This is a genomic window from Oceanobacillus rekensis (assembly GCF_002153375.1).
Lineage (GTDB): Bacteria > Bacillota > Bacilli > Bacillales > Amphibacillaceae > Oceanobacillus > Oceanobacillus rekensis.
Genome location: NZ_MTBQ01000002.1, coordinates 599272 through 623065 on the forward strand (window position 1 = coordinate 599272; position 23794 = coordinate 623065).

Consider the following 23794-nt stretch of genomic DNA (forward strand, 5'->3'; position numbering starts at 1 on the left):
ATTGATGGCTGTAGAAACTAAGCTTCCATTTGATAAAGATTATATAGACCAGTTTTCCAAAAACCGTAATGAACCACAATGGATGAATTCGTTACGTCTTAATGCTTTGGAAATTGCAGATACACTTGAAATGCCAAAACCGGATAAAACGAAAATCGGCAATTGGAATTTCAGTAATTTCAAACATGAATTTAAAGAAGGAGAAGCAATTTCTTCCGTTAAAGATTTGCCTGCAGAAATGCAAGCGTATTTTGATGAAGGAAATGCGCCTCAGAATCTTTTGATTCAGCGTAACCATTCTGTTGCATACAATACATTAAATGAAGAACTTAAAAATAAAGGTGTTATTTTCACCGATATTTTTACTGCAATGAACGAACACAGTGATCTTGTAGAAAAATATTACATGAAAGATGCTGTTGCTGTCGATCAAAACCGCTTAACAGCACTACATGCAGCATTAGTTAATGGTGGAATTTTTGTTTACATTCCAAAAAATGTTCAAGTAGAGGAACCACTACAAGCTATTTTCTGGCAGGAAGATCCTGAAACAGCACTTTTCAATCATGTTTTGGTTGTAGCTGAAGAAGGAAGTTCCCTTACGTATGTAGAAAACTATATTTCACATAACGATGAACAGGAAACAATAGCAAACATTGTAACAGAAGTTTTTGCGCATGATAATGCACAAGTAGCATATGGAGCAGTAGATAATTTTGCTGCTGGCACAACAACGTATATAAATCGTCGAGGCGTTGGCCATCGCGATGCAAAAATTAACTGGGCATTAGGACAAATGAATGATGGTAATACCGTTTCTGAAAATATTACTTACCTACTTGGTGACAATTCAACATCAGAAGCGAAAGCTGTAACAGTTGGACGTGGAAAGCAAACACAGAACTTCACAGCTAGCATTCGTCAATTTGGAAAAGAAACAGATGCCTATATCCTACAACGCGGTGTTATGAAAGGCAGTGCGACAACTATATTCAATGCGATTGGGAAAATTGAGCATGGTGGAACGAAATCCAATTCGGAACAGGAATCACGTATATTGATGCTAAGTGAGAAATCACGTGGCGACGCAAACCCAATCCTGTTAATTGATGAAGATGATGTAACTGCAGGACATGCCGCTTCAGTAGGTCGTGTGGATCCGCTTCAAATGTATTACTTGATGAGCCGTGGATTGAAGAAGGAAGAAGCAGAGCGTCTTGTTATTCATGGTTTCCTTGACCCGGTTGTATCTCAAATTCCAATTGAGTCTGTTAGAAAACAATTGACTCAAGTAATTGAAAGGAAAGTTAATTAATGGATGTTTCAGCCATTAAAGAACAGTTTCCAATTTTAAATCAGGAAGTCAATGGACATCCATTAGTATATCTTGATTCATCTGCAACATCTCAAAAACCGGTATCAGTAATTGAGGCAGTTAATAACTATTACCGTGAAGATAATTCAAATGTTCACCGTGGTGTTCATACACTGGGCACACGGGCCACAGATAAATATGAGGGTGCACGTGAAAAGGTCCGTGGATTTATTCATGCAGAAAGTACAGCTGAGATTATTTTCAGCCGTGGTACAACTACAGCGATCAATACAGTTGCCTCCAGTTATGCTAGAGCCAATTTAACTGCAGGAGATGAGATTGTGATTACTCCAATGGAGCATCACAGCAATATCATACCTTGGCAACAAGCGGCAAAGGCTACTGGTGCAACATTGAAATATATACCACTCCAAGCAGATGGAACCATTACATTGGAGGATGTTCGTGCAACGGTCACAGACAATACGAAAATTGTAGCTGTTACACATGTTTCTAATGTATTGGGTACGGTCAACCCAATAAAGGAAATAGCGAAGATAGCACATGAAAATGGTGCAGTAATCTTAGTTGATGGTGCCCAGGGTGCACCACATATCAAAGTGGATGTAACCGATTTGGATTGTGATTTTTACACTTTTTCCGGTCATAAAATGTGTGGACCAACAGGGATAGGGGTATTGTATGGTAAGCGAGAACACCTCGAAAATATGGAACCTGTTGAATTCGGTGGAGAAATGATTGACTTTGTAAATCTTTATGACTCCACATGGAAAGAACTACCTTGGAAATTTGAAGGTGGTACACCCATTATTGCAGGGGCTATTGGACTTGGTGCAGCAATTGACTTTCTTCTTGAAGTTGGCCAGGATAACATTTTGGAACATGAACAAAAATTAGCAGATTATGCTATGGAGCAATTACGCACAATAGATGGTATGACAATCTATGGCCCAGAAAAACGTGCAGGACTAGTTACTTTTAATCTAGATGACGTTCATCCGCATGATACAGCGACAGTACTCGATTCTTTTGGGATTGCAGTGCGTGCTGGACATCATTGTGCACAACCATTGATGAAATGGTTGGAAGTATCCGCAACTGCACGTGCAAGCTTCTATCTTTATAATACGAACGAAGATATTGATAGCCTTGTGGATGGACTGTTAAAGACAAAGGAGTATTTTGGCAATGGCTTTAAATAACCTCGATACGCTTTACCGACAAGTAATTATGGATCATTACAAGAATCCAAAAAACCGCGGGAATATTGATGGTGATGCTATGACAATAGATATGAACAACCCGACCTGTGGTGACCGGATCCAACTGCAAATGCAAGTTGAAGATGGTATTGTTAAAGATGCTAAATTTGACGGTGAAGGTTGTTCCATCAGTATGTCATCAGCTTCCATGATGACACAGGCAATTAAAGGGAAAAAAGTAGAAGACGCAGTTAAAATGTCACATGCTTTTTCCGATATGATGCTTGGAAAAGATATTGATACAGAAGAATTTGATTTGGAAGATATTGAAGCACTTCAGGGTGTTTCTAAATTTCCAGCAAGAATCAAATGTGCCACTTTAGCATGGAAGGCTATGGAAAAGGGTGTAAACGAAGACTAAGGTATAATGTTTTTTAAAATACCAATAGGAGGTTTTATAAATGGCTAAAAATATGCCGGAAATCGATGAATATAAATATGGATTTGCTGATAAAGATGTCTCTGTTTTTCGTACGGAAAGAGGCTTAACAAAGAAAGTCGTCGAAGAAATCTCCAAATTGAAAGAAGAACCACAGTGGATGCTGGATTATCGCCTAAAAGCTCTTGAACATTTCTATGAGCGTCCAATGCCACAGTGGGGTGGGGATCTTACTGGTTTAGACTTCGATGAGATCATTTATTATGTAAAACCATCTGAAAAACAAGGAACAACTTGGGATGAAGTGCCTGCAGAAATCAAGGAGACATTTGACAAACTTGGAATTCCTGAAGCAGAACAAAAATATTTGGCTGGTGTATCAGCACAGTACGAATCGGAAGTAGTATACCATAGCTTGAAACAAGATTTATCAGATTTGGGTATCCTATTTACAGATACAGATACTGCATTGCGAGAACATGAAGATCTCTTTAGAGAATACTTTGGTAAAGTAATTCCGTATTCGGATAATAAATTCTCTGCTCTTAACTCTGCTGTATGGTCTGGTGGATCATTCATCTATGTTCCAAAAGGTGTTCAAACAACCACACCATTACAAGCATACTTCCGTATTAACTCTGAAAATATGGGACAATTTGAAAGAACATTGATCATTGTTGACGAAGGTGCTTCTGTTCACTATGTTGAAGGTTGTACAGCGCCAGTGTATACAACAAACTCACTTCATAGTGCAGTTGTTGAAATCATTGTTAAGAAAGATGCATATTGCCGTTATACAACAATTCAAAACTGGGCAAACAATGTATATAACCTAGTTACGAAACGTGCTGTATGTGATGCGAATGCGACGATGGAATGGATTGATGGTAACATCGGTTCTAAATTAACAATGAAGTACCCTGCAATTCTTCTAAGGGGTGAAGGTGCTCGTGGTAACACACTTTCAATAGCTATTGCTGGTAAAGGTCAAGTACAGGATGCAGGCGCTAAAATGCATCACTTAGCACCAAACACATCATCCACCATTGTTTCAAAATCCATTTCTAAACAAGGTGGGAAAGTATCGTATCGTGGACTTGTTCACTTTGGCCGTAAAGCAGAAGGAGCTCGTGCAAACATCGAATGTGATACGTTACTCATGGATAATGAATCTACATCTGATACAATTCCATACAATGAGATTTTAAATGAAAATATCTCATTGGAGCATGAAGCTAAAGTTTCCAAAGTTTCTGAAGAACAATTATTCTACCTCATGAGTAGAGGATTGACTGAAGTAGAAGCAACGGAAATGATTGTAATGGGCTTTATCGAGCCATTTACAAAAGAGCTTCCAATGGAATATGCAGTAGAAATGAACCGTCTAATCAAGTTTGAAATGGAAGGCAGTATAGGATAAATGCCTTAACCCTTGTCACATTAATGTTTGTGGCAAGGGTATTTTTTTCTTGTGCTCGATTTGTGTCCAATCGTGATCCCTTCAATTACTTTTAATCAAATTTTTGGAAGAATATAATTATCCTTTAAAATAGTTTTATTTCCGTCACTATAAAAGACAAGGTTATATACTGTTCTGCTGAAATAGAACTGTTTTTTCCAATCCACAGATGCTCCCATAAATCTCCCAACTCAGCACATTAGCACCAATTTTAAAGTCTTCCAATTCAGAGTTAGGTTGCTATTGTTCTAGCGAAACGGTCTAGCTTCGTAACGGTTAATGTATCGCCCTCTTTTAACACTTCCAGTAATTCATTAATACTTAACCTATCTCTTTTTGTTCCTGTAAATTTATCTATATATATTTTATCGCAACCTTCACGCTTTAATTGTAATAATTAGTACAATGTAAACTGAATTTATATAAAAAACTGAAATGATATGGAAGATTGCGAAAATATGTAAAAGTGGATTGAATGAAAAAAAGTAATTATACAATAATTTTGTAACTGATAAACTAGACTCAAATAAGTGTCTTAACTCTTGTAACAATGGCATTTTTGATTAGTACTCAGTCATACTTCAATAACAAAGTAATTATTCTTGCAATTATAAATGGTACGAAGTAGGCGGGGTGCCTAAATTAAAAAGTGATTTTCTGGTTTAAAATTATTCGTTATCCTGCCAAGAAAATAACTAATTTTTAATGTGGGAGTAAAAAAGTGATAAAGGACGAGTTGACTGTCACTTCGTCCTTTTTAAGATATTATTTTCCACCTGTAACGCCGAGTGCTTCACCTATGATTGCTGCAGCACCGTCTGAAGCTAGGAATACTGTTGCTGCAATTCTGAAGGTTCAAGTGAGAACATGTTTCGTTGTTAAGAATGCACCCTTCAGAATGACATCGACAACAAAATCCCATTTTTCTTCTGGGAAATCTTCAACAGGGGAAATAAACTGAACTCCTGCATTATTTACGAGGACGTCTACTGTTCCACGCTCATCTATGACCTGTTCAACTGTAGATTTAACATTTTGTTCGTTTACTACATCAACTTGGTAGCCTTTTGCATTACCTAAATTTTCTGCAGCACTTGTTGCTGCTTCTTCATTTAAATCAAAAATTGCAACAAATTCGCCTTTATCTTTAAATGCTTTCGCAACAGCATGGCCAATTCCTTGAGCTGCGCCAGTTACGATGACTGTACGATCTTGTGCCATAAGTACCACTCCTTTAATTCTTTATTTATTAAATTTCATTAGAAGTTTTCTTAAACCGTTTCCATTTAAGTTCATCTTCTGGTTTGAGCCCATTAAAGATAACGATTTGATCACCGTCTAATTTAGCGACACGTGGCTGAGATTGATCAAGCCTATGTTGGATTCATGCTCACCTCCATAATGAGTTACTTCTAACATTAGTTAAAGAGTCTCCAAATGATGCCTGCACTAACTATCAATGTGCTTGGAGTTATGATGTACCAGGTGACCAAACGAAACAAATTGGGTTAATTGGATAATATTTAGAAGGATCCTTATTGGAATAGGAAGTACATAACCACCTTTTCACCCAATCTACAACAGGTTATCTAATGAGAAGTAACCCATGTCTCGTAAACATAAGACCTCAGGCTGAATTTGTTCTTGCACAAAAACCAATAAAAAAAAGAAAAAAATTTAAATATATTATTTTCGCTTTTTACAATCACTTAACCAATTACTGTAATTAAATTAACAAGGTACATATAGATTGATGATCTATAAACATGAACGTATTCAATTGAAAGAACCAATCTTTCTCCTAATTGATATACCCACAAAAGATAATATATGAAAAAAACTCTGAAATAATATTTTCATTATTTACATATTCTTTACAAATTACCGGATTTAATTTAATAAGGTATAGGTAAAATCTAAATTACCAAGAAGAAGTACTTAGGGGGGATATGTATAAATAAATCGATTAAACAGCGAATTCAGGATAACTATGCGAATCTATCAATTGGTCAGAAACAGATCGCCACAGAGATCTTGGAGAACAAAGAGAATTATATGTATTATAGTATTTCAAGTATGAGTAAGGAATTAGCCATTTCAATGGCGAGCTTATCTCGATTTGTGAAAAAGCTAGGGTATAAGAATTACGCAGAATTTAAAAAAGAACTATCGAATGAAATGCTTATGAATCTAGATCCTAACATTAAAATGCAATCTAATCTTAATAAACTCGATGAAAATAACGAATCGATTGAGAGTCAAATCATCAAAGATATTGATACGATGTCTAAGTTCATCCAGAAGATTGACTATGAAGAAATAAATAAGGCTATTACTGAAATAGCAAAAGCTAAGAATATCGTCCTAATGGGATTAGGCATGTCGAAATCATTAGTTTATTTCCTCGATTTTAGATTGAAAAGGATGGGGATTAAGACAAAAATAATGATTAGTGGTGGAGCAGAGTTTATTGAGGACTTAACGACGATCAGAAAAGACGATTTGATTATCACAGTAAGCTTTAAAAGGGAATACAAAGAGCTTTTACTTGCATTGAATTATGCGAATAAATTTAACATACGAACGATCTCGATAACAGAGGATTTAAAGGGAAGGGTTGCGAAGAATGCAGATATTATATTGGAGGTCAAACGAGGCTCCTATGAAGATTTGAATTCGTTAGCATTACCTGTTTCATTTTGTAATGCGCTGTTATTAAAAGTCGCCCATTTACAAAAGGAAGAAATATACAGTCACATGGATGTTTTAAGTGACATCAACAAAGAATATTTTGAATCGGAGGAGTAATAAAGTGAAGAAATTATCTACTATTTTTATCGTGTTAATGGTTATGTCGTTATTGTTTCTTGCAGCATGTGGGAATGAAACAGAAGGTTCAGATGAAGATAACACATCATCTGCTGCAAATGAAGGAACAGAAACAAATCAAGCTGAAGAGGTGGACAAGTCGGATTGGCCTGAAACACTTCGCTTCGCTGCTACTGGGATTGAAGGACTTGAACAATTACAAGTAGAATTTGAGCCTTTCCGTGATAAGTTGGAAGAGGTTCTTGATATAGAAGTAGAATTCTTTGCTTTATCTAATCGGACTACTGCTATTACTGCACTCGAATATGATCAAGTAGATGTTGTCATGTCTGGAGGGGCAGAATATGTTCTCATGCGAGCTGCAGATGAGAATACAAAGCCAGTTGCTGCTTTGACACGTCCGGGGTACCTTCCATTAATCATTGCTCATGAAGATAGTGGTATTGAAAAAATTGAGGATTTGAAAGGAAAATCAATTGCGATGGATGACGTTGGTTCAACAAGTGCTTATTTAATGCCAAGTAAAATGTTAGTAGATGCTGGTTTTGATTTAGATAAAGATATTAAGATTCAGATGTTGGGAGATTCAATGGATGCAGCATTTATTGCTGGGGAAACAGACGCATTAGCAATTACGCAACTTAACTATGAGGAGTTAGTTGCAGAACAAGGGGAAGGAAAGTATAAGGTTGTGGCTGAAGGTGGTTCTCTGCCAAATGACTTAATTGTCGCATCACCTCATCTACCAGAATCATTCTTCGAACATATGCAGGATGTATTTATTGGAAATGGAGAAAGCTTACTTGAGCAAATTTTAATTACAGGTGAGAATGATAAATTTTCAGAATCTGAGTTTGTCATCGCTGAAGATAGTGATTACGATGAACTGCGCGAAGCATATGAATTTCTAGGTGTTGACTACGAATAAAAGGATTATAGATAATTCATGCAATAGATTTATCTAACATTCAGTGGGATCTTCCTCCCACTGAATGAATTTTTATAATAGTAAGTGTCAAGAACTTTCATTTTTTGGATAGAAGGGATTAATATATGTTTACAGTTGGAACGTCATCAGATGTACTTAGAAATTTAACTTTACAAGAAGCAATCGAATTAGTTAGTAAGACAGGATTTGATGTAATTGAATTATGGATGGGACATATTACGAGTAGTCCGTTAAGCATCGATGAAATTAGAACATTATTAAAGCACAATAATCTGTTGTATCAAATTCATGCAGACGTACGGGATGTTAACCTTACATCGATCAATACAGGAATTCGTAGAGAATCCATTAGGCAAACACTAGGAACAATTGAATTTGCAAAGGAGCTTGGTGCAGAGCTCATTATCCTGCACCCTGGCAGAATGTCTTCTACAAAGGATAAGCCGGAAGACATGTGGCCCATACAGATTGAGGTTTTTAAGGAAATTGCAACCTACGGTGAGCAATTAGGAATCAAAATTGGATTGGAAAATATGGAAAAACGGCCAAAAGAATTTGTCATGACAAACGAAGCGATTCATCGACTGATAAATGAGGTGAATAATCCTTATCTTGGTATGACTTTAGATTTGGCGCACTGTCATAGCTTAGGGGATGTAAGTACATATGTGAAATCTATAAATGTACCGATTTACAATGTTCACATTAGCCAAGCTTCTAAGGGAAAAATGCATCTTCCATTTAGCACAACGAAGGAAGATCGTGTTCATTTTGAAAATGTTTTACCCCTTTTATATGAGAAATATGATGGGGTATTAGTAAATGAATCTTATGAGCATGGAAACGAAGTGGCTACGTTAATTGATGCGCATTATTCTATTAATAAGTTAATTCATACATTTCAAGAAAAGACATCACAAGATCCGTTCAATACGAATTAATTTTGGAGGTTAATATGATTTCGTTAGAAGTAAAGAATTTGACAAAAGTTTATCCGGGAGCAACAAAAGCCTTAGATGATGTAAGCTTCCAGGTGAATCCTGGGGAGGGCGTCGTACTATTGGGTCACAATGGATCAGGGAAGTCAACGCTTTTTCGTTGCATCACAGGATTTGAAAAGCCTACATCAGGTAGTATTGTTATTGATGATACGGACATTACGAAGCTGTCGAGAAACAAATTAAGACCTATTCGTAAAAAGGTAGGGATGGTCTTTCAAAACTTTAATTTAACATATAATTTGAGTGTGTTTCAAAATGTTCTTTTTGGTGCATTAGGCCATTCCAAAACCGCGTTTCATACCTTTGCGCCATTCGCTTCACAACAATTAAGAGAAAAGGCAATGGCTTGTTTGGAAAGAGTTGGGCTTGCACATCTTGCAGACCGTCGTGCAGACCGATTATCTGGTGGGCAACAACAACGTGTTGCTATCGCACGCATGCTTATGCAAGATCCCGAAATTGTACTTGCAGATGAACCAATCGCAAGCCTTGATCCAGTAGCAGGTCGTGAAGTAATGGATCTATTATTAGAAATTGTGCGTGAGCGCGGTTTAGCGGTTATTTGTATTCTTCATCAGATGGATATCGTTTTAGAATATGGTGAAAGAATTATAGCGCTTAATGCAGGGGAAATGGTTGTAAATGAAAGTATTGAGAAGTTAGATCGTACTTTTCTTGATTCACTCTATGCAAAAGAGGAGTCTACTGAGAAGGAAAGGAAGGTGGAATAATAGATGGGAAATAACAATGAAAACCTGAATAAAAACATGCCAGCACGATTCAGAAGTCCATCTATTGTAACTTGGCTTTGCTGGGTTATTTTCATTGCCTTTATTGCAATGGGATTAAACAATGCCAACATTTCCTTTGAACGATTAGGAAGAGGAATACTTAATATCGGAAGTTTTTTAGGGGATGCCTTTCCTCCAGACTTTTCAAGAATTGGACCAATAACGTTAAGTATCATTGAAACACTAGAAATGGCATTAGTTGGTACGACAATCGGTGTTATTTTAAGTTTGCCGCTTGCATTGCTCGCTGCAACCAATACAAGTCCGCATCCTGCTATAGGAACGGTAGTAAGAGGGATTATCTTAACATTACGGACAATTCCAGACTTAGTTTTTGCATTGATATTTGTTATCTCTATTGGATTAGGACCTTTAGCAGGTATACTTACCATTGCTGTAGATACGATTGGCTTTTGTGGAAGGTTTTTCTCAGAACGAATTGAAGAGATAGATAAAGGACCTGTTCAAGCATTGGAGTCAACTGGAGCATCCCGTTTAGGGGTCATTTCTGGTTCCATTATTCCTATGGGCTTTCCGTCTTTTGTAGGAACAAGCTTATTTGCAGCAGAGAAATCGATTCGAGGAGCTGCTGTATTAGGATTAGTTGGGGCTGGCGGAATTGGTGTGGAGCTGAATACTGCTATGTCATTACGAAATTTTGATCAGGCGTTAATGATCATTATTTTTATTCTAATTGTTGTCCTCATATTTGAAAAAATTTCATCTGCAATTAGGAAAAAAGTAATCTAGAGTGAAACTTCATTCCGAAATTCATCTCCACTTCTAAGCGTTAAACCCTTGTCACAACAATGTTTGTGGTAGGGGTTATTTTTTTGGTGAGTTATCGTGATAGTAATGAATAGTGGACATTAGATCAAATTCACAGTTAAAAGCATAACGAGGCCCATTACATATTAGGAGAAAGTAGTTAGAGAAGAGGGAAAAATAGTTTTGCCTCTTCTCTTTAACTACTTCGATAATCTCACCATCACCATTAAAAGTTAAAGTGTATGATCAATAACTACAAGTAACATCTTTACTTTATTGCTTTTGATAGGTTAATTGTTCCTTACGTATTTCTTTAGCAGCTTGAATCATTGCTTTTAATGCCCCAATTGTTTCAGCTTCACTTCTTGTTTTTAACCCACAATCAGGATTGATCCAGAATTGTTCTTTGGGTATGGTCTTTAATGCGCGGTTGATATTTTGTTTGATTTCTTCTTTATCTGGAACACGCGGACTGTGAATGTCATACACACCAAGGCCGATTTCTTTTTCATACGTATTTTCTTCAAAAGTAGAAATGATTTCACCATGACTTCGGGATGTTTCGATCGAAATCACATCTGCATCTAATCCATCAATCGCATCATAGATATGGTTGAATTCCGAATAACACATATGTGTATGGATTTGCGTTTGATTCTCTACGGATGATGTTGCTAATCGGAATGCGTATACAGCAGCATCTAAATATTCTTTCCATTTATTTTCGTCCAGTGGAAGTCCTTCTCGTAATGCAGGCTCATCTACTTGAATAATTTTAATACCATTTTCTTCAAGAGCTTCGACTTCTTGTCTGAGAGCTAAAGCAATCTGATTTTGCACCGTATATCTTGAAACATCATCATGGGCAAATGACCAGTTTAAAATCGTGACAGGACCTGTTAGCATTCCTTTGACAGGTTTCTCTGTTAAGCTTTGAGCAAAAACACTTTCCTTTACTGTCATCGGTTGATCCAATGAAACATCCCCAAAGATCAATGGTGGTTTGACACAGCGTGAACCATAGGACTGAACCCAGCCGTATTCGGTGACGCCAAATCCATTCAGTTTTTCACCGAAATATTCAACCATATCTGTTCGTTCGAATTCACCATGTACAAGAACATCAAGGCCAAGTTCCTCTTGGATCTTTATCCACTTTTCAATATTATCTTTAACAAACTGTTCGTATTGATTATTTGTAATTTCACCTTTACGCCATTTTGTTCTTGTTTTTCTTATTTCCGCTGTTTGTGGTAAGCTACCAATCGTCGTTGTAGGCAGTACTGGTAAATCCAATTCATGACGCTGTTTTTTGATGCGCTCGTTAAACGATAGAGAGCGGGTTGCGTCAGATGCATCTAATTTATTGATAGCAGCTTGTACTTGGGTATTATTTCGATGCGTTGATTTGGAAAAACTAGCTAGTGCTTCTTTATTCGCTTCTAGTTCCGTTTGAATAGCGTCTTTTCCGGAACGAAGCCCTTTCGTAAGCAAGACAATTTCCTCAATCTTCTCATCTGCAAAAGCTAACCCATCTTTCACATGAGCATCCAGTTTTTCTTCAGATTTTGTTGTTACTGGAACATGTAATAAGGAAGAAGATGGCTGGATTATTAATTGGTCACTCTTACTATATTGTTGAATAATTTTTAATTGGTCAATTTTATCTTCTAAGTTCGCCCGCCATACATTTCGTCCATTGATTACCCCAGCTGCAAGTACTTTATCTTCAGGGAAGCCGTTTTGCTTGATTAGTTCCAATGAATCGCCAAAAACAAAGTCAATTCCAATTGCATGTACAGGGAACTCAACGATCTCTTTATAATGAATAATATGTTCAAAATAGGTTTGTATTATAAGTTTCAGATTTGGTGCAGCATGATTAAATTGTTCATATACTTGCTTTGCTTCTTGGATGACTTCCTTGGATACATTCGTACCGAAAATAGGCTCGTCGATTTGTACCCATGATGCTCCTGCTTCTTCAAGTTCTTTTAGTATTTGGATATATAAAGGAATAAATGCTTGTAACCGTGTTGAAAAGTCCTTTTGATCATACCCCTTTGATAATTTTAGGTATGTAATGGGACCTAATATAACTGGCTTTCCATCAATACCTAGCTTTTCTTTTGCTTCTTTATAAAATGCAAGTGGGCGATTTTCCGTTAATGTTGGCTTCTGATCTTCAAGTTCAGGAACAATATAGTGATAGTTCGTATTAAACCATTTCGTCATTTCAGATGCAACTGCATCTTTTGTTCCACGAGCAATCCCAAAGTACATTTCTAGATCAACTTTTCCACCTTTATAATTAAAACGGTCTGGAATAATTCCAAACATTGCAGATGTATCCAGGACATGATCATATAGGGAAAAATCACCAACTGGTATTAAGTCAACTCCAAGTTCTTTTTGCTTCTTCAAGTTTGATAGTCTGATTGCATACGTTTGTTCGATTAATTCTTTTTCGGAAATTTGTTTGTTCCAATAACTTTCCAAAGATCGTTTCCATTCTCTCTTCTCACCAATTCGTGGATAACCTAAATTTGAGCTGATTACGTTTGTCATTATATTTCCTCCTAATTTTTTTTTACTTAATCTAGATAAGCATCATTTACAGACTGTGCTCGGTAGTGGACAACACCTCTTCAACATGATTCAGTTGTACTTTTTTCTGTATATATTCAACTAGTTGAATAATCATCTCATAACGCATGAACGGTGTGATTAGATAAATACCATTGAAATTATCCAATGCTGTATCAATTAATGTTTTTGCAATTTTAATCCCTTTTTCAATCGATAATTGTTTATCCGAAGCAACTAAACGCATTTCTTCTCTTACATTGTCGGTTAACTTGATGCCTGGTACTTCATTATGAAGAAATTCTGCATTTCTTGTTGACGTGAGTGGCATAATTCCTACAAAGATAGGTGTATCAATATGCTTTGTTGCCTCACGTAATTGAATAATCTTTTCTGGACTATAAATTGGTTGTGTAAGAAAATAATCTGCACCACAGTCGATTTTCTTCTCCATTCGCTCTACCGCTTTATCAAGTCGGGCAACATTCGGATTAAAGGCAGCACCAACTTGAAAGGAGGTTTGCTGTCTTAACGACTTTCCGGAAAAAGAAATTCCATTATTGAATTGCTTGATTAATTTTATCAATTCAAATGATGTAACATCAAAAACAGAAGTTGCACCTGGAAAGTCGCCAATTTTCGTCGGATCACCAGTAATTGCTAGAATTTCATGAATGCCTAATGTGTGCAGTCCCATTAGATGAGATTGTAGACCAATCAAATTTCGATCCCGGCAAGTTAAATGTACAAGTGGTCTGATCCCAACCTCTTGTTTAATTTTTTCAGCGATTGCGATATTACTTATTCTTGGTGTTGCAAGTGAATTATCAGCCAATGTAATTGCGTCGACTCCGGTTTTTTTTAATGCTTTAACAGCCTCTATATAATCTTCTGTCTCTAGGTGTTTCGGTGCATCGAGTTCAACAATAATGGAAGGTCTCTTTTTCACAATATCAAGTAAAGGGGTTTTAGGTTGAGTATTGTTCGCTTTGACTTGAATTGGCCGTGGCTTTTTTACAATTTTCTTTTCTGTTAATGGTTTTAAATCGCGTACCCCATGTGCTAAAGCTTTTATATGTTCAGGTGTTGTGCCACAGCATCCACCGAGTAATCGAACCCCTTCATTGCGAAATTCTTGTGCACAACGAATGAAATAGTCTGGTTCATTTTCATAGATTAGTTTTCCTTCATGATAAGCCGGTAAACTAGCATTCGGATATGCTGCTAGGAATGAATTTTCTGGTAAGGGAACATCCTTAAACGATTTCAGCATATGGAAGGGACCCAAATGGCAATTGACTCCAACAACATCGGCACCAGTGTCTTCCAACCTTTGGAGTGCTTCGGTTAAGTGGATGCCATTTTCAAGAATACCTGGCTCATGCATGGATACATTGGCGATGATTGGTATGTTTGTTTCTTCTCTTGCAATTTCTAACACTGTTGTTAATTCATCCAAGTTGTAATATGTTTCTAACATTAGACCATCCACATTTTCTAAAAGTAAACAATACAACTGCTCTCTGAAACTTCTTTTTACTTCTTCATTTGTCGCCTGTGATGCTTGTGTTCCATGAATACCACCAATCGTACCAAGAACGAATGCATCATTGTTGGCGGCTTTCTTCGCTATTTTTACTGCTTGCGTATTTATTTTTTTCACTTGATCTTCTAAGCCATATCTTGCAAGTTTGATATAGTTTGCCCCATACGTATTCGTCTGGATTAAATCTGCTCCAGCATCAATGTAGGATTGATGAATATGTGTGATTTGTTCTTCATGTGTTAGGTTTAACTCTTCGAAGCAGCGATCAACACCATAGGAATAAAGTAAAGTTCCCATTGCACCATCACCGATTAGGATCCTTCTTTCCAATTCGTCTAATAAATTCATCCATGTCATCCTTTCATTTGTTTTATAAATACATTTTATTCCGAAGACTATGGTCCAAAATATACTTATGGCAGTTAATCCTCTCCTTTTGTATATCATTACTGGTATAATATCTATCCAAATAACGATAAATTTTATAATAGTAAGCTAATAAAGAATGTTCTAATATTTAAAATTGTATATCAAGCTTATCATTGAAGGATCGCTATAGTATAATACTTAAAATCTTTCACTACCTATAGCTTTTAACTATATAGTTTAATTTCTATATTTTTCGCCTATACTTCGGCATCTATTTTGGATTTAAAAGAAACATATATATTGGTTTGTATTTCTTTATATATTCCTCTTTTATAGGTGACGGGGGACGTTCATCCTTATTCTTGCATACAATAAGCCGCGGAATTAGATACCGTGGAGAGGATGAAGTGCATTGTGTGGAATAACTGGTATTATTAATTGGAGAGATAATGTTAGAATGGAGGAAACAACAGTAAGAAGAATGGCAGAAACTTTGAGTTCAAGAGGTCCAGATGATTCACAAGTTTGGGTAAGCGGGCACGCTGCCTTTGGTCACAAAAGACTAGTTGTTGTCGATCCTCAGGGCGGAAAACAGCCAATGAACAAGAAAAATCATAATGTTACTTATACACTTGTATACAATGGCGAATTATATAATACAAAGGAGCTAAGGAAGGAATTAAAGGATAGGGGATATCATTTTACTACTTCATCAGATACGGAAGTTTTACTTACGGCTTACATCGAATGGAAGGAAGAATGTGTCCGTTATTTAAATGGAATATTCGCATTTGGAGTTTGGGATCCGGCTAAACAGGAATTATTTATGGCAAGGGACCGTCTGGGTGTGAAGCCATTATTCTATTTGGAATCTGATGGACGTTTTATTTTTGGATCCGAATTAAAAGCAATTTTAGCACATGATGATGTTAATGCTGAAGTAGATTATTCGGGCTTATCAGAAATATTTGGTTTAGGTCCATCTAGAACACCGGGTCATGGAATATTTAAAGGTTTTAAGGAACTCAGACCAGGCCATGCATTAACCTTTTCAAAAAATGGATTAAAGGTTTGGCGCTATTGGAATGTTGAAAGTCATGAACACACGAACACTGTAGATGAAACGGCCAAAAAAGTAAGAGATTTATTTGTTGATGCTGTCGAGCGTCAATTAGTTGCGGATGTTCCAGTATCTACATTCTTATCAGGAGGTTTGGATTCGAGTGCAATCACCGCAATTGCATCAGAGTATTTTAAAACGAGTGGGAGGGGAAGATTATCAACTTTTTCAATTGATTATGAAGGAAACGATCAGTATTTCAAGGTTAGTAAATTTCAACCTTCAAGTGATCAACCTTGGATTGAAAAAGTTGCTAATCATTTGAAGACGGATCAACATAATGAAGTGATAACTGGATTTGAGCTAGCAGATTTATTAAAGGAATCGGTAAAGTTACGTGATCAACCTGGGATGGCAGACATTGATTCTTCTTTATTATGGTTTTGTCGTAAAATCAAGGAACATACAACAGTTAGTTTGTCAGGAGAGTGTGCAGATGAAATTTTTGGGGGGTACCCTTGGTTTTATGAGATTTCTAGTAAACAAGTGGAGTCTTTCCCTTGGATGAAATCATTAGATTCGCGAATTGATTTGCTTCTACCTGAATGGCAAAATAAACTAAATCTAAAATCCTATGTAATGGATCGATATAAGGAAACTATTACTGAGACGCCTCGTTTGGCAGGTGAAAATGAAGTAGATGCACGCCGAAGAGAACTGTTTTACTTAAATATGCATTGGTTTATGGCACAATTATTAGATCGTAAGGATCGAATGAGTATGGGAGCAAGTCTTGAAGTCAGGGTTCCTTTTGCAGACCACAAACTTGTTGAATATGTGTGGAATATTCCATGGAATATGAAAAATTTAGATGGTAGGGAAAAGGGTATTTTACGTAAGGCATTGGAAGGTCTATTGCCTGAGGATGTCTTATATCGAAAGAAAAGCCCTTACCCTAAGACTTTTCAACCCGAATATACTAGGCAGGTAGTGAATTGGATGAATAAAATACTAGCAGACTCAGAATCACCAATATTTAATTTTGTAAGGCGGGATCGAATCGCAGCCATTGTAAAGAGTGAAGGAAAAGAATTTACCAATCCGTGGTATGGACAGTTAATGACGGGGCCCCAGCTAATTGCTCATTTATGTCAAATTGATTATTGGCTAAGAACTTATGATGTTAAGGTTTGTGAATAAAGAAAGTAAAACCCATTCTCTTTACAGAGATGGGTTTTACTTTTAAAAAATATTTATGGTTTGTTATTCTGATTCCTTACTAAAGAGCTAATTGTTGCTAAATCATGCTAATTACAAATAAAATATAAACATAGATATGTACAGAAGGGGGACTTGGATGCTTTATGTAAATCCAGAGAATTTTATTTTAAAGCCATCATTTGCTACTATTCATTGTGAACCTAATTGGAGATGGAGAAAAAGGGATAAACCAATGCCAAACTTTGATTTATTCTATGTTTGGAGCGGAGAAGGGGAATTAGTATTAAATGGACAGTCCTACCAAATTGAAAAAGGTCACTGCTTTTTATTTAAACCAGGTGATGAAACAACGGCAACCCATAATCCTCAAAACCCTCTCGTATTAACGTATATTCACTTTGATGTAACAGAAACTCCTCGATTAATCCCATCCTCCCATCGGATTGTTAAAAATACGATTAGTTTCGAATCATTATTAGCACAATATGTTCGTTTGTATTTAGTAAAAGCATATGGTGCAGAAGTTGAAGCAAAGTTAATCTTAAAGCAGTTATTAATTCGTCTTCTTCGTGAAGAACAAGAGCAACAAAAACCATTAACTGAAATAAGTAATAATTTATTCGATACGATTACTGAAATTGCAAACTATATTCAACAACATCCAGGAAACCCACATACCATCGAAAGTTTAGCAGCACGAGCCAATTTATCTGAACGTTATTTTTCTCAAAGATTTAAAGAAATTATTGGACATACCGTCAAGTCTTACATTGTATATTCTCGAGTTAAACGAGCAGAGCATTTGCTGCATTTTACTGGAATGACAGTAACAGAAACAGCATCGGCACTAGGTTATAATGATATGCATTACTTTAGTAGACAATTTAAAAAATATACAGGAAAAAATCCTTCTGAAGTTCGTTAAAGGTTACCAGACGCTTGTCTTGGTAACCTTTTTTATTTTCCGTAAAAAGTGCAAATATTTAGTGGAATTATCTAAAGCCATTTTATTTTTTTACCGCTATGCTTAATTTAACAAGGAAACGAGAGTCTAAAAAAGGGGTATTCAGATTATCATGTGGAGAATTATTATTCGGACACCCGTTAAAGCGGTGAAAATTCGAATGAAAGGGGAATCTCGTCATTCGGTCACTCATCAAGGCCGTGAACAACGCCCGAATAGAGAGGAAGCCCCATCATTCGGTCACTCATCAAGGCGATGAACGACCGAACAGAGAGGAAGCCCCATCATTCGGTAACTCATCAAGGCGATGAACGCCCGAATAGAGAGGAAGCCCCATCATTCGGTAACTCATCAAGGCTGTGAACGCCCGAATAGAGAGGAAGCCCCATCATTCGGTAACTCATCAAGGCTGTGAACGCCCGAATAGAGAGGAAGCCCCATCATTCGGTAACTCATCAAGGCGATGAACGCTCGAACAGAGAGGAAGCCCCGTCATTCGGTCACTCATCAAGGCTGTGAACGACCGAACAGAGAGGAAGCCCCATCATTCGGTAACTCATCAAGGCGTTGGAAGCCCGAACAGAGAGGAAGCTCCATCAAACGGTCACTCATCAAGGCGATGAGCGACCGAACTTATAATCATAAAAATAATATCTCACACAATAAAAGTAAATTCCTACAAAAAGTCCAAACATTTAACGGATAATTCTAAATATTTAGTTCGTTATCTGTAATAAAATAAAACTACAGTAAAAAAAAAGGAACCTGAAGGAGGACCTCATATGCACCAAACACAACAACCTAGGAAACCAGGACTATATGATCCTCAGTTTGAACATGATGCTTGCGGGATTGCGTTGCTTGCTAATGTAAGTGGGGAGAGGACCCATACGATAATATTGCAAGCCCTCACTGCACTTGAACGATTGGATCATCGAGGAGGACATGATAACCAAGTAGGAGACGGAGCTGGGATTTTAACACAACTTCCACATGAATTATTTGAATGGGAATGGAATAAAGCTGGAAAACAGCTGGCAGATAGAGGAAGGTACGGGGTAGGGATGTTTTTTCTTCCACAAGACCAGCAAAAGCGTGAGCAAGCAGAAAGAATTATTGAAAGCCTAATTGAAGAAGAAAACCTGGAATTATTCGGATGGAGAACAGTGCCAACCAATGAGAGCAATTTGCCATCAGAGGCAAAAGAATCCCAGCCAATGATACGTCAGTTGTTTGTTCTTTCACCCTATAAACAACCAGAAGATATAAGATTTGAAAGAAAACTTTATCAAATTCGAAAAAAGATTGAAAAGGAATTGATAGCTGCTGGGTTCCAGAAAGATGAATCTTTCTACCTTGTTAGTTTTTCCGCTAGGACCTTGATATATAAAGGCTTACTGCTTCCAAAACAGGTAAAAGGTTATTTTCTTGATTTAAACAATGAATGGTATGAATCTGCGCTTGCAATGGTTCACAATCGTTTTAGCACGAATACTTTCCCAAGTTGGCATCGAGCACAGCCAAATCGATATGTCATGCATAATGGGGAAATTAATACGATTAAAGGAAATGTCAATTGGATGCAGGCAAGAGAGAAATTATTAGAAACAGATTTAATTGATGTAAAGCCATTGCTTCCGCTAATTGATCTTGACGGTAGTGACTCGGCAATGTTTGATAATACGTTAGAATTTCTCGTTTTATCCGGATGGTCGATTTCCCATGCAATCATGATGATGATCCCTGAACCATGGAATCACGATGAACAAATGGATGAAGAAACAAGAGCATTTTATGAGTATCATAGCACGCTAATGGAGTCATGGGACGGACCGGCAGCAATGGGCTTTACAGATGGTAAGCAAATCGGAGCATGCTTGGATAGAAATGGGTTAAGACCGGCCAGATATTTGATCACAGATGATGATTTCTTATGTGTTTCATCTGAAAGTGGTGTGGTAGATATCCCTGAGGAAAAAATCATTCATAAAGGACGCTTAAAACCTGGACAAATGATTTTAGCAGATTTAGAAAAAGGCAGGTTATATAAAGACGAAGAAATTAAACAACGAATGATTGCACAGAAACCTTACAAGCACCTTGTAAAAGAAACGATTGTTGCGATCGAGGATCTGCCAAATGCTCATTACCGGAAGCAGCAATCCGTTAAGGAATTACCCATCTTACAAAAGCAAATGGTGTTTGGCTATACAAATGAAGAATTAGAAAAAGTAATCAGACCAATGGCATTGGAAGGAAAAGAGCCAACTGGATCAATGGGTTATGACGCTCCACTTGCTGTATTATCAGAAAAACCTCAAGCTTTATTTAATTATTTTAAACAACGATTTGCTCAAGTAACCAACCCCCCAATCGATGCCATTCGGGAAGAGAGCATCACCTCTGTTGAAGTGATGTTAGGTTCAACTGGAAATTTATTGCAACCTACAAAGAGGGTAAATAAAAAAATTCGACTTCAAACACCTGTTTTATCAGAGCGGAACATGGAGCAATTATACAGTCTGCAAACAACTAACTGGAAAACTGCTCAGGTTACAATGGTTTACCCGGTAGATGGAAGTTTACAAGAAGCGTTAAGGCGGTTAATTCAGTTAGTCGACGAGGAGATTGTAAAAGGAAGTAATATTCTTATTCTTAGTGATCGAACGGTAAGCAAGGAATATGCTCCCATCCCCTCTTTACTTGCAGTATCAACGGTTCATCATCATTTAATTCAAACCGGTTCCCGTATTAAAGTTAGTATCATCGTAGAGTCGGGGGAACCTAGAGAAGTACATCATTTTGCTGCATTACTAGGGTATGGGGCCAATGCGATCTATCCGTACCTTGTTTATGAATTTCTTCCACGAATAGTTGAGGAAGAGAAATGTATGACTCTTTTTGAAGCAACCAAAAACTATGTAAATTCTGTCACAAAAGGGATATTAAAAATTTTATCTAAAATGGGAATCTCTACCGTACAAAGTTATGTTGGTGCGCAGATCTTTGAAGCACTTGGAATTAGCAAGGAGGTCATTAATAATTATTTTCCTGGAACATCAACAAAAATTGGTGGCTTGTCAATTGAAGACATTTCAAGAGAAGTCCTGATGCGCCACCAGAAGGCATTTAAGGCAAAAGAATTCCAACTGGAAACAGGTTCCGATTTTCAGTGGCGACATGGCGGGGAACTGCATCTTTATCAGCCAAAAACGATACACACCTTACAACAGGCCGTTCGAACTGGAAGTTATGAACTATATAAATCTTATAGCGGCATGATTAACGACGAATTAACACAAAAGACGAATATTAGAGGATTGCTAGATTTTAATTATGATCGCAAACCAATCTCAATTGAAGAAGTGGAACCAATTGAAAATGTTTTAAAAAGGTTTAAAACAGGGGCTATGTCATTCGGGTCCATAAGTAAAGAAGCGCATGAAGCATTAGCAATCGCGATGAACCGTATTGGCGGAAAGAGTAATAGTGGAGAAGGCGGTGAAGATCCAAAACGATTTGACTCGATGGAAAATGGTGATTCTAAATGTAGCAAAATAAAACAAGTAGCATCTGGAAGATTTGGAGTTACGAGCCACTATCTTGTAAATAGCGAAGAAATTCAAATTAAAATGGCGCAAGGTGCAAAACCTGGAGAAGGCGGACAACTAGCTGGACACAAAGTAACCGATGATGTGGCGAAAACAAGAGGTGTTACCCCAGGTATTGAGTTGATTTCACCACCACCACATCATGATATTTATTCGATTGAAGATTTAGCACAGCTCATTTATGACTTAAAAAATGCGAATCCGAAAGCAAATATTAGTGTAAAACTTGTATCAACTGCTGGCGTAGGAACAATTGCAGCAGGTGTAGCCAAAGCGAAGGCCGACAAGATACTAATCAGTGGATATGATGGTGGCACGGGAGCGGCTTCCAGGTCCAGTATTAAACATACTGGAATGCCTTGGGAAATAGGGTTAGCAGAAACACATCAAACCTTAACATATAACGGGCTTCGTCATAAAGTGACACTGGAAACGGACGGAAAAATGATGAATGCAAGAGACGTAATCATAGCGACATTGCTTGGTGCAGAAGAATATGGGTTCTCTACTTTACCGCTTGTTGCCCTAGGCTGTGTCATGATGAGGGTTTGTCATTTAGATACATGTCCGGTAGGGATTGCAACCCAAAATCCAATCCTTCGAAAAAATATGACAGGGACCGCAGATCATATCGTACATTTAATGGAATTTATTGCACAAGAAGTTCGTGAATATATGGCTGAATTAGGTTTTAAAACTATAGATGAAATGGTGGGGAGAAGTGATATATTAACACAAGTTCAATCCGATCATTGGAAAGCGAAGAAACTTGAGCTATCCCCGCTTTTCATAGACCAACCAGCTGATCAACCAGTTAAAAAAGCACAGGAACATGGCATAACAAAAACATTAGACAGTCGTAAACTTTTATCTGTTTATACACAAGGATTAACTAGATCAACACGAATGGACGCTGTATTTCCTATTCGTAATATTGATCGAACGGTTGGAACATTACTTGGAAGTGAAATTTCTCGTCGGTTTGGTGCCAGGGGGTTACCAGAAGATAAGATAAACTTTCATTTTAAAGGTTCAGCTGGGCAAAGCTTTGGAGCTTTTTTACCGAAAGGTGTGACACTTCAACTTGAGGGTGATGCGAATGATTACGTTGGTAAAGGATTATCAGGAGGTAAATTGGTGATTCATCCTTCACCGAGAAGCCCTTTTTCTGCAGAAGAGAACATTATCATAGGCAATGCTTGCTTTTATGGAGCAACAGATGGAAGTGCATATATCAGCGGAGTGGCAGGAGAAAGATTTTGTGTGAGGAATAGCGGAGCAACCGTTGTTGTTGAAGGAATCGGTGATCATGGATGTGAGTATATGACTGGTGGAAGAGTAATCATTCTAGGTGAAGTAGGAAACAACTTTGCTGCTGGAATGTCCGGTGGGATTGCCTATGTACTTGCGCCAGTTGCAGATGCGTTTAAACAACATTGCAATCAAGAACTTGTTTTCATTGAAGCATTGCATGATGAAGAAGAAACCTGTTTTCTAAAAAAACAAATCACACAACACTATCATTATACTCAAAGCTCAGTCGCGCAGCTAATTTTGGAAAATTGGGATAGTTATATAAGAAATATCATCCGCGTTATTCCAAAAAAATACAAACAAATTTTAGCCGAACAGCAACCACGACAGATTTTACAGTCCAAATAAA

The 23794-nt window shown here is 37.2% G+C and carries 15 protein-coding genes and 1 pseudogene; 12 read left to right on the top strand and 4 right to left on the bottom strand.

The genetic code is table 11. The features are described from left to right. Positions 1–4: 4 nt before the first annotated feature. Genes sufD through sufB form a run of 4 tightly spaced genes read left to right on the top strand, consistent with a single transcriptional unit; the run spans position 5 to position 4397 of the window. On the top strand, positions 5–1315 hold the full coding sequence (gene sufD / locus BV906_RS06795; protein ID WP_087972672.1) for a Fe-S cluster assembly protein SufD: 1311 nt from the start codon (positions 5–7) through the stop codon (positions 1313–1315). Beyond that, on the top strand, positions 1315–2538 hold the full coding sequence (locus BV906_RS06800; RefSeq protein WP_087972673.1) for a cysteine desulfurase: 1224 nt from the start codon (positions 1315–1317) through the stop codon (positions 2536–2538). The genes sufD and BV906_RS06800 overlap by 1 nt, the downstream gene beginning before the upstream one ends. Then, complete coding sequence (sufU, locus tag BV906_RS06805) at positions 2525–2959, top strand: Fe-S cluster assembly sulfur transfer protein SufU (RefSeq protein ID WP_087972674.1); 435 nt, start codon at positions 2525–2527, stop codon at positions 2957–2959. Before BV906_RS06800 ends, sufU begins: the two co-directional genes overlap by 14 nt. Positions 2960–2999: 40 nt before the next feature. Then, positions 3000–4397 carry a Fe-S cluster assembly protein SufB gene (gene sufB / locus BV906_RS06810; RefSeq protein ID WP_087972675.1) on the top strand — a complete coding sequence of 466 codons (1398 nt, stop codon included), beginning with the start codon at positions 3000–3002 and terminating at the stop codon, positions 4395–4397. A gap of 283 nt (positions 4398–4680) precedes the next feature. On the opposite strand, the pseudogene BV906_RS06815 reads toward sufB, so the two are convergent. Together BV906_RS06815 and BV906_RS06820 are read right to left on the bottom strand one after the other, a co-directional pair. Then, positions 4681–4824: pseudogene (locus BV906_RS06815) on the bottom strand (recombinase family protein); the annotation flags it as partial. 467 nt (positions 4825–5291) lie between these two features. Beyond that, on the bottom strand, positions 5292–5657 hold the full coding sequence (locus BV906_RS06820) for an SDR family NAD(P)-dependent oxidoreductase (RefSeq protein ID WP_087972676.1): 366 nt from the start codon (positions 5655–5657) through the stop codon (positions 5292–5294). Between the two features lie 756 nt (positions 5658–6413). On the opposite strand from BV906_RS06820, the gene BV906_RS19640 reads away from it, so the two are divergent. The 5 genes from BV906_RS19640 (at position 6414) to phnE (ending at position 10756) form a co-directional block, all read left to right on the top strand. Then, positions 6414–7244, top strand: coding sequence for a MurR/RpiR family transcriptional regulator (locus tag BV906_RS19640; protein WP_281254125.1), 831 nt, complete (start codon positions 6414–6416; stop codon positions 7242–7244). Positions 7245–7248: 4 nt separating this feature from the next. Then, complete coding sequence (gene phnD / locus BV906_RS06830; RefSeq protein ID WP_087972678.1) at positions 7249–8193, top strand: phosphate/phosphite/phosphonate ABC transporter substrate-binding protein; 945 nt, start codon at positions 7249–7251, stop codon at positions 8191–8193. A 125-nt stretch (positions 8194–8318) separates the two neighbouring features. Then, complete coding sequence (locus BV906_RS06835; RefSeq protein WP_087972679.1) at positions 8319–9155, top strand: sugar phosphate isomerase/epimerase family protein; 837 nt, start codon at positions 8319–8321, stop codon at positions 9153–9155. Positions 9156–9169: 14 nt separating this feature from the next. Beyond that, entirely contained in the window at positions 9170–9946 is a 777-nt protein-coding gene (gene phnC, locus BV906_RS06840) for a phosphonate ABC transporter ATP-binding protein (RefSeq protein ID WP_087972680.1), read from the top strand. A gap of 3 nt (positions 9947–9949) precedes the next feature. Continuing rightward, positions 9950–10756: a phosphonate ABC transporter, permease protein PhnE gene (gene phnE, locus BV906_RS06845; protein WP_245843954.1), complete on the top strand. Its 807-nt coding sequence runs from the start codon at positions 9950–9952 to the stop codon at positions 10754–10756. Positions 10757–11047: 291 nt separating this feature from the next. Here the strand turns inward: phnE and metE are convergent, their stop codons facing one another. Further along, positions 11048–13342: a 5-methyltetrahydropteroyltriglutamate--homocysteine S-methyltransferase gene (metE, locus tag BV906_RS06850; RefSeq protein ID WP_087972681.1), complete on the bottom strand. Its 2295-nt coding sequence runs from the start codon at positions 13340–13342 to the stop codon at positions 11048–11050. A gap of 46 nt (positions 13343–13388) precedes the next feature. Continuing rightward, positions 13389–15254: a bifunctional homocysteine S-methyltransferase/methylenetetrahydrofolate reductase gene (locus BV906_RS06855; protein WP_087972682.1), complete on the bottom strand. Its 1866-nt coding sequence runs from the start codon at positions 15252–15254 to the stop codon at positions 13389–13391. Positions 15255–15687: 433 nt separating this feature from the next. Between BV906_RS06855 and asnB the strand changes: the two genes are divergently transcribed. The 3 genes from asnB to gltB all read left to right on the top strand — a co-directional run bounded on the left by asnB (position 15688) and on the right by gltB (position 23793). Next, on the top strand, positions 15688–17535 hold the full coding sequence (asnB, locus tag BV906_RS06860; protein WP_087972683.1) for an asparagine synthase (glutamine-hydrolyzing): 1848 nt from the start codon (positions 15688–15690) through the stop codon (positions 17533–17535). Positions 17536–17692: 157 nt separating this feature from the next. After that, complete coding sequence (locus tag BV906_RS06865) at positions 17693–18481, top strand: helix-turn-helix domain-containing protein (protein ID WP_087972684.1); 789 nt, start codon at positions 17693–17695, stop codon at positions 18479–18481. Between the two features lie 821 nt (positions 18482–19302). Next, on the top strand, positions 19303–23793 hold the full coding sequence (gene gltB / locus BV906_RS06870) for a glutamate synthase large subunit (protein WP_087972685.1): 4491 nt from the start codon (positions 19303–19305) through the stop codon (positions 23791–23793). The last annotated feature ends 1 nt before the right edge of the window (position 23794 follow it).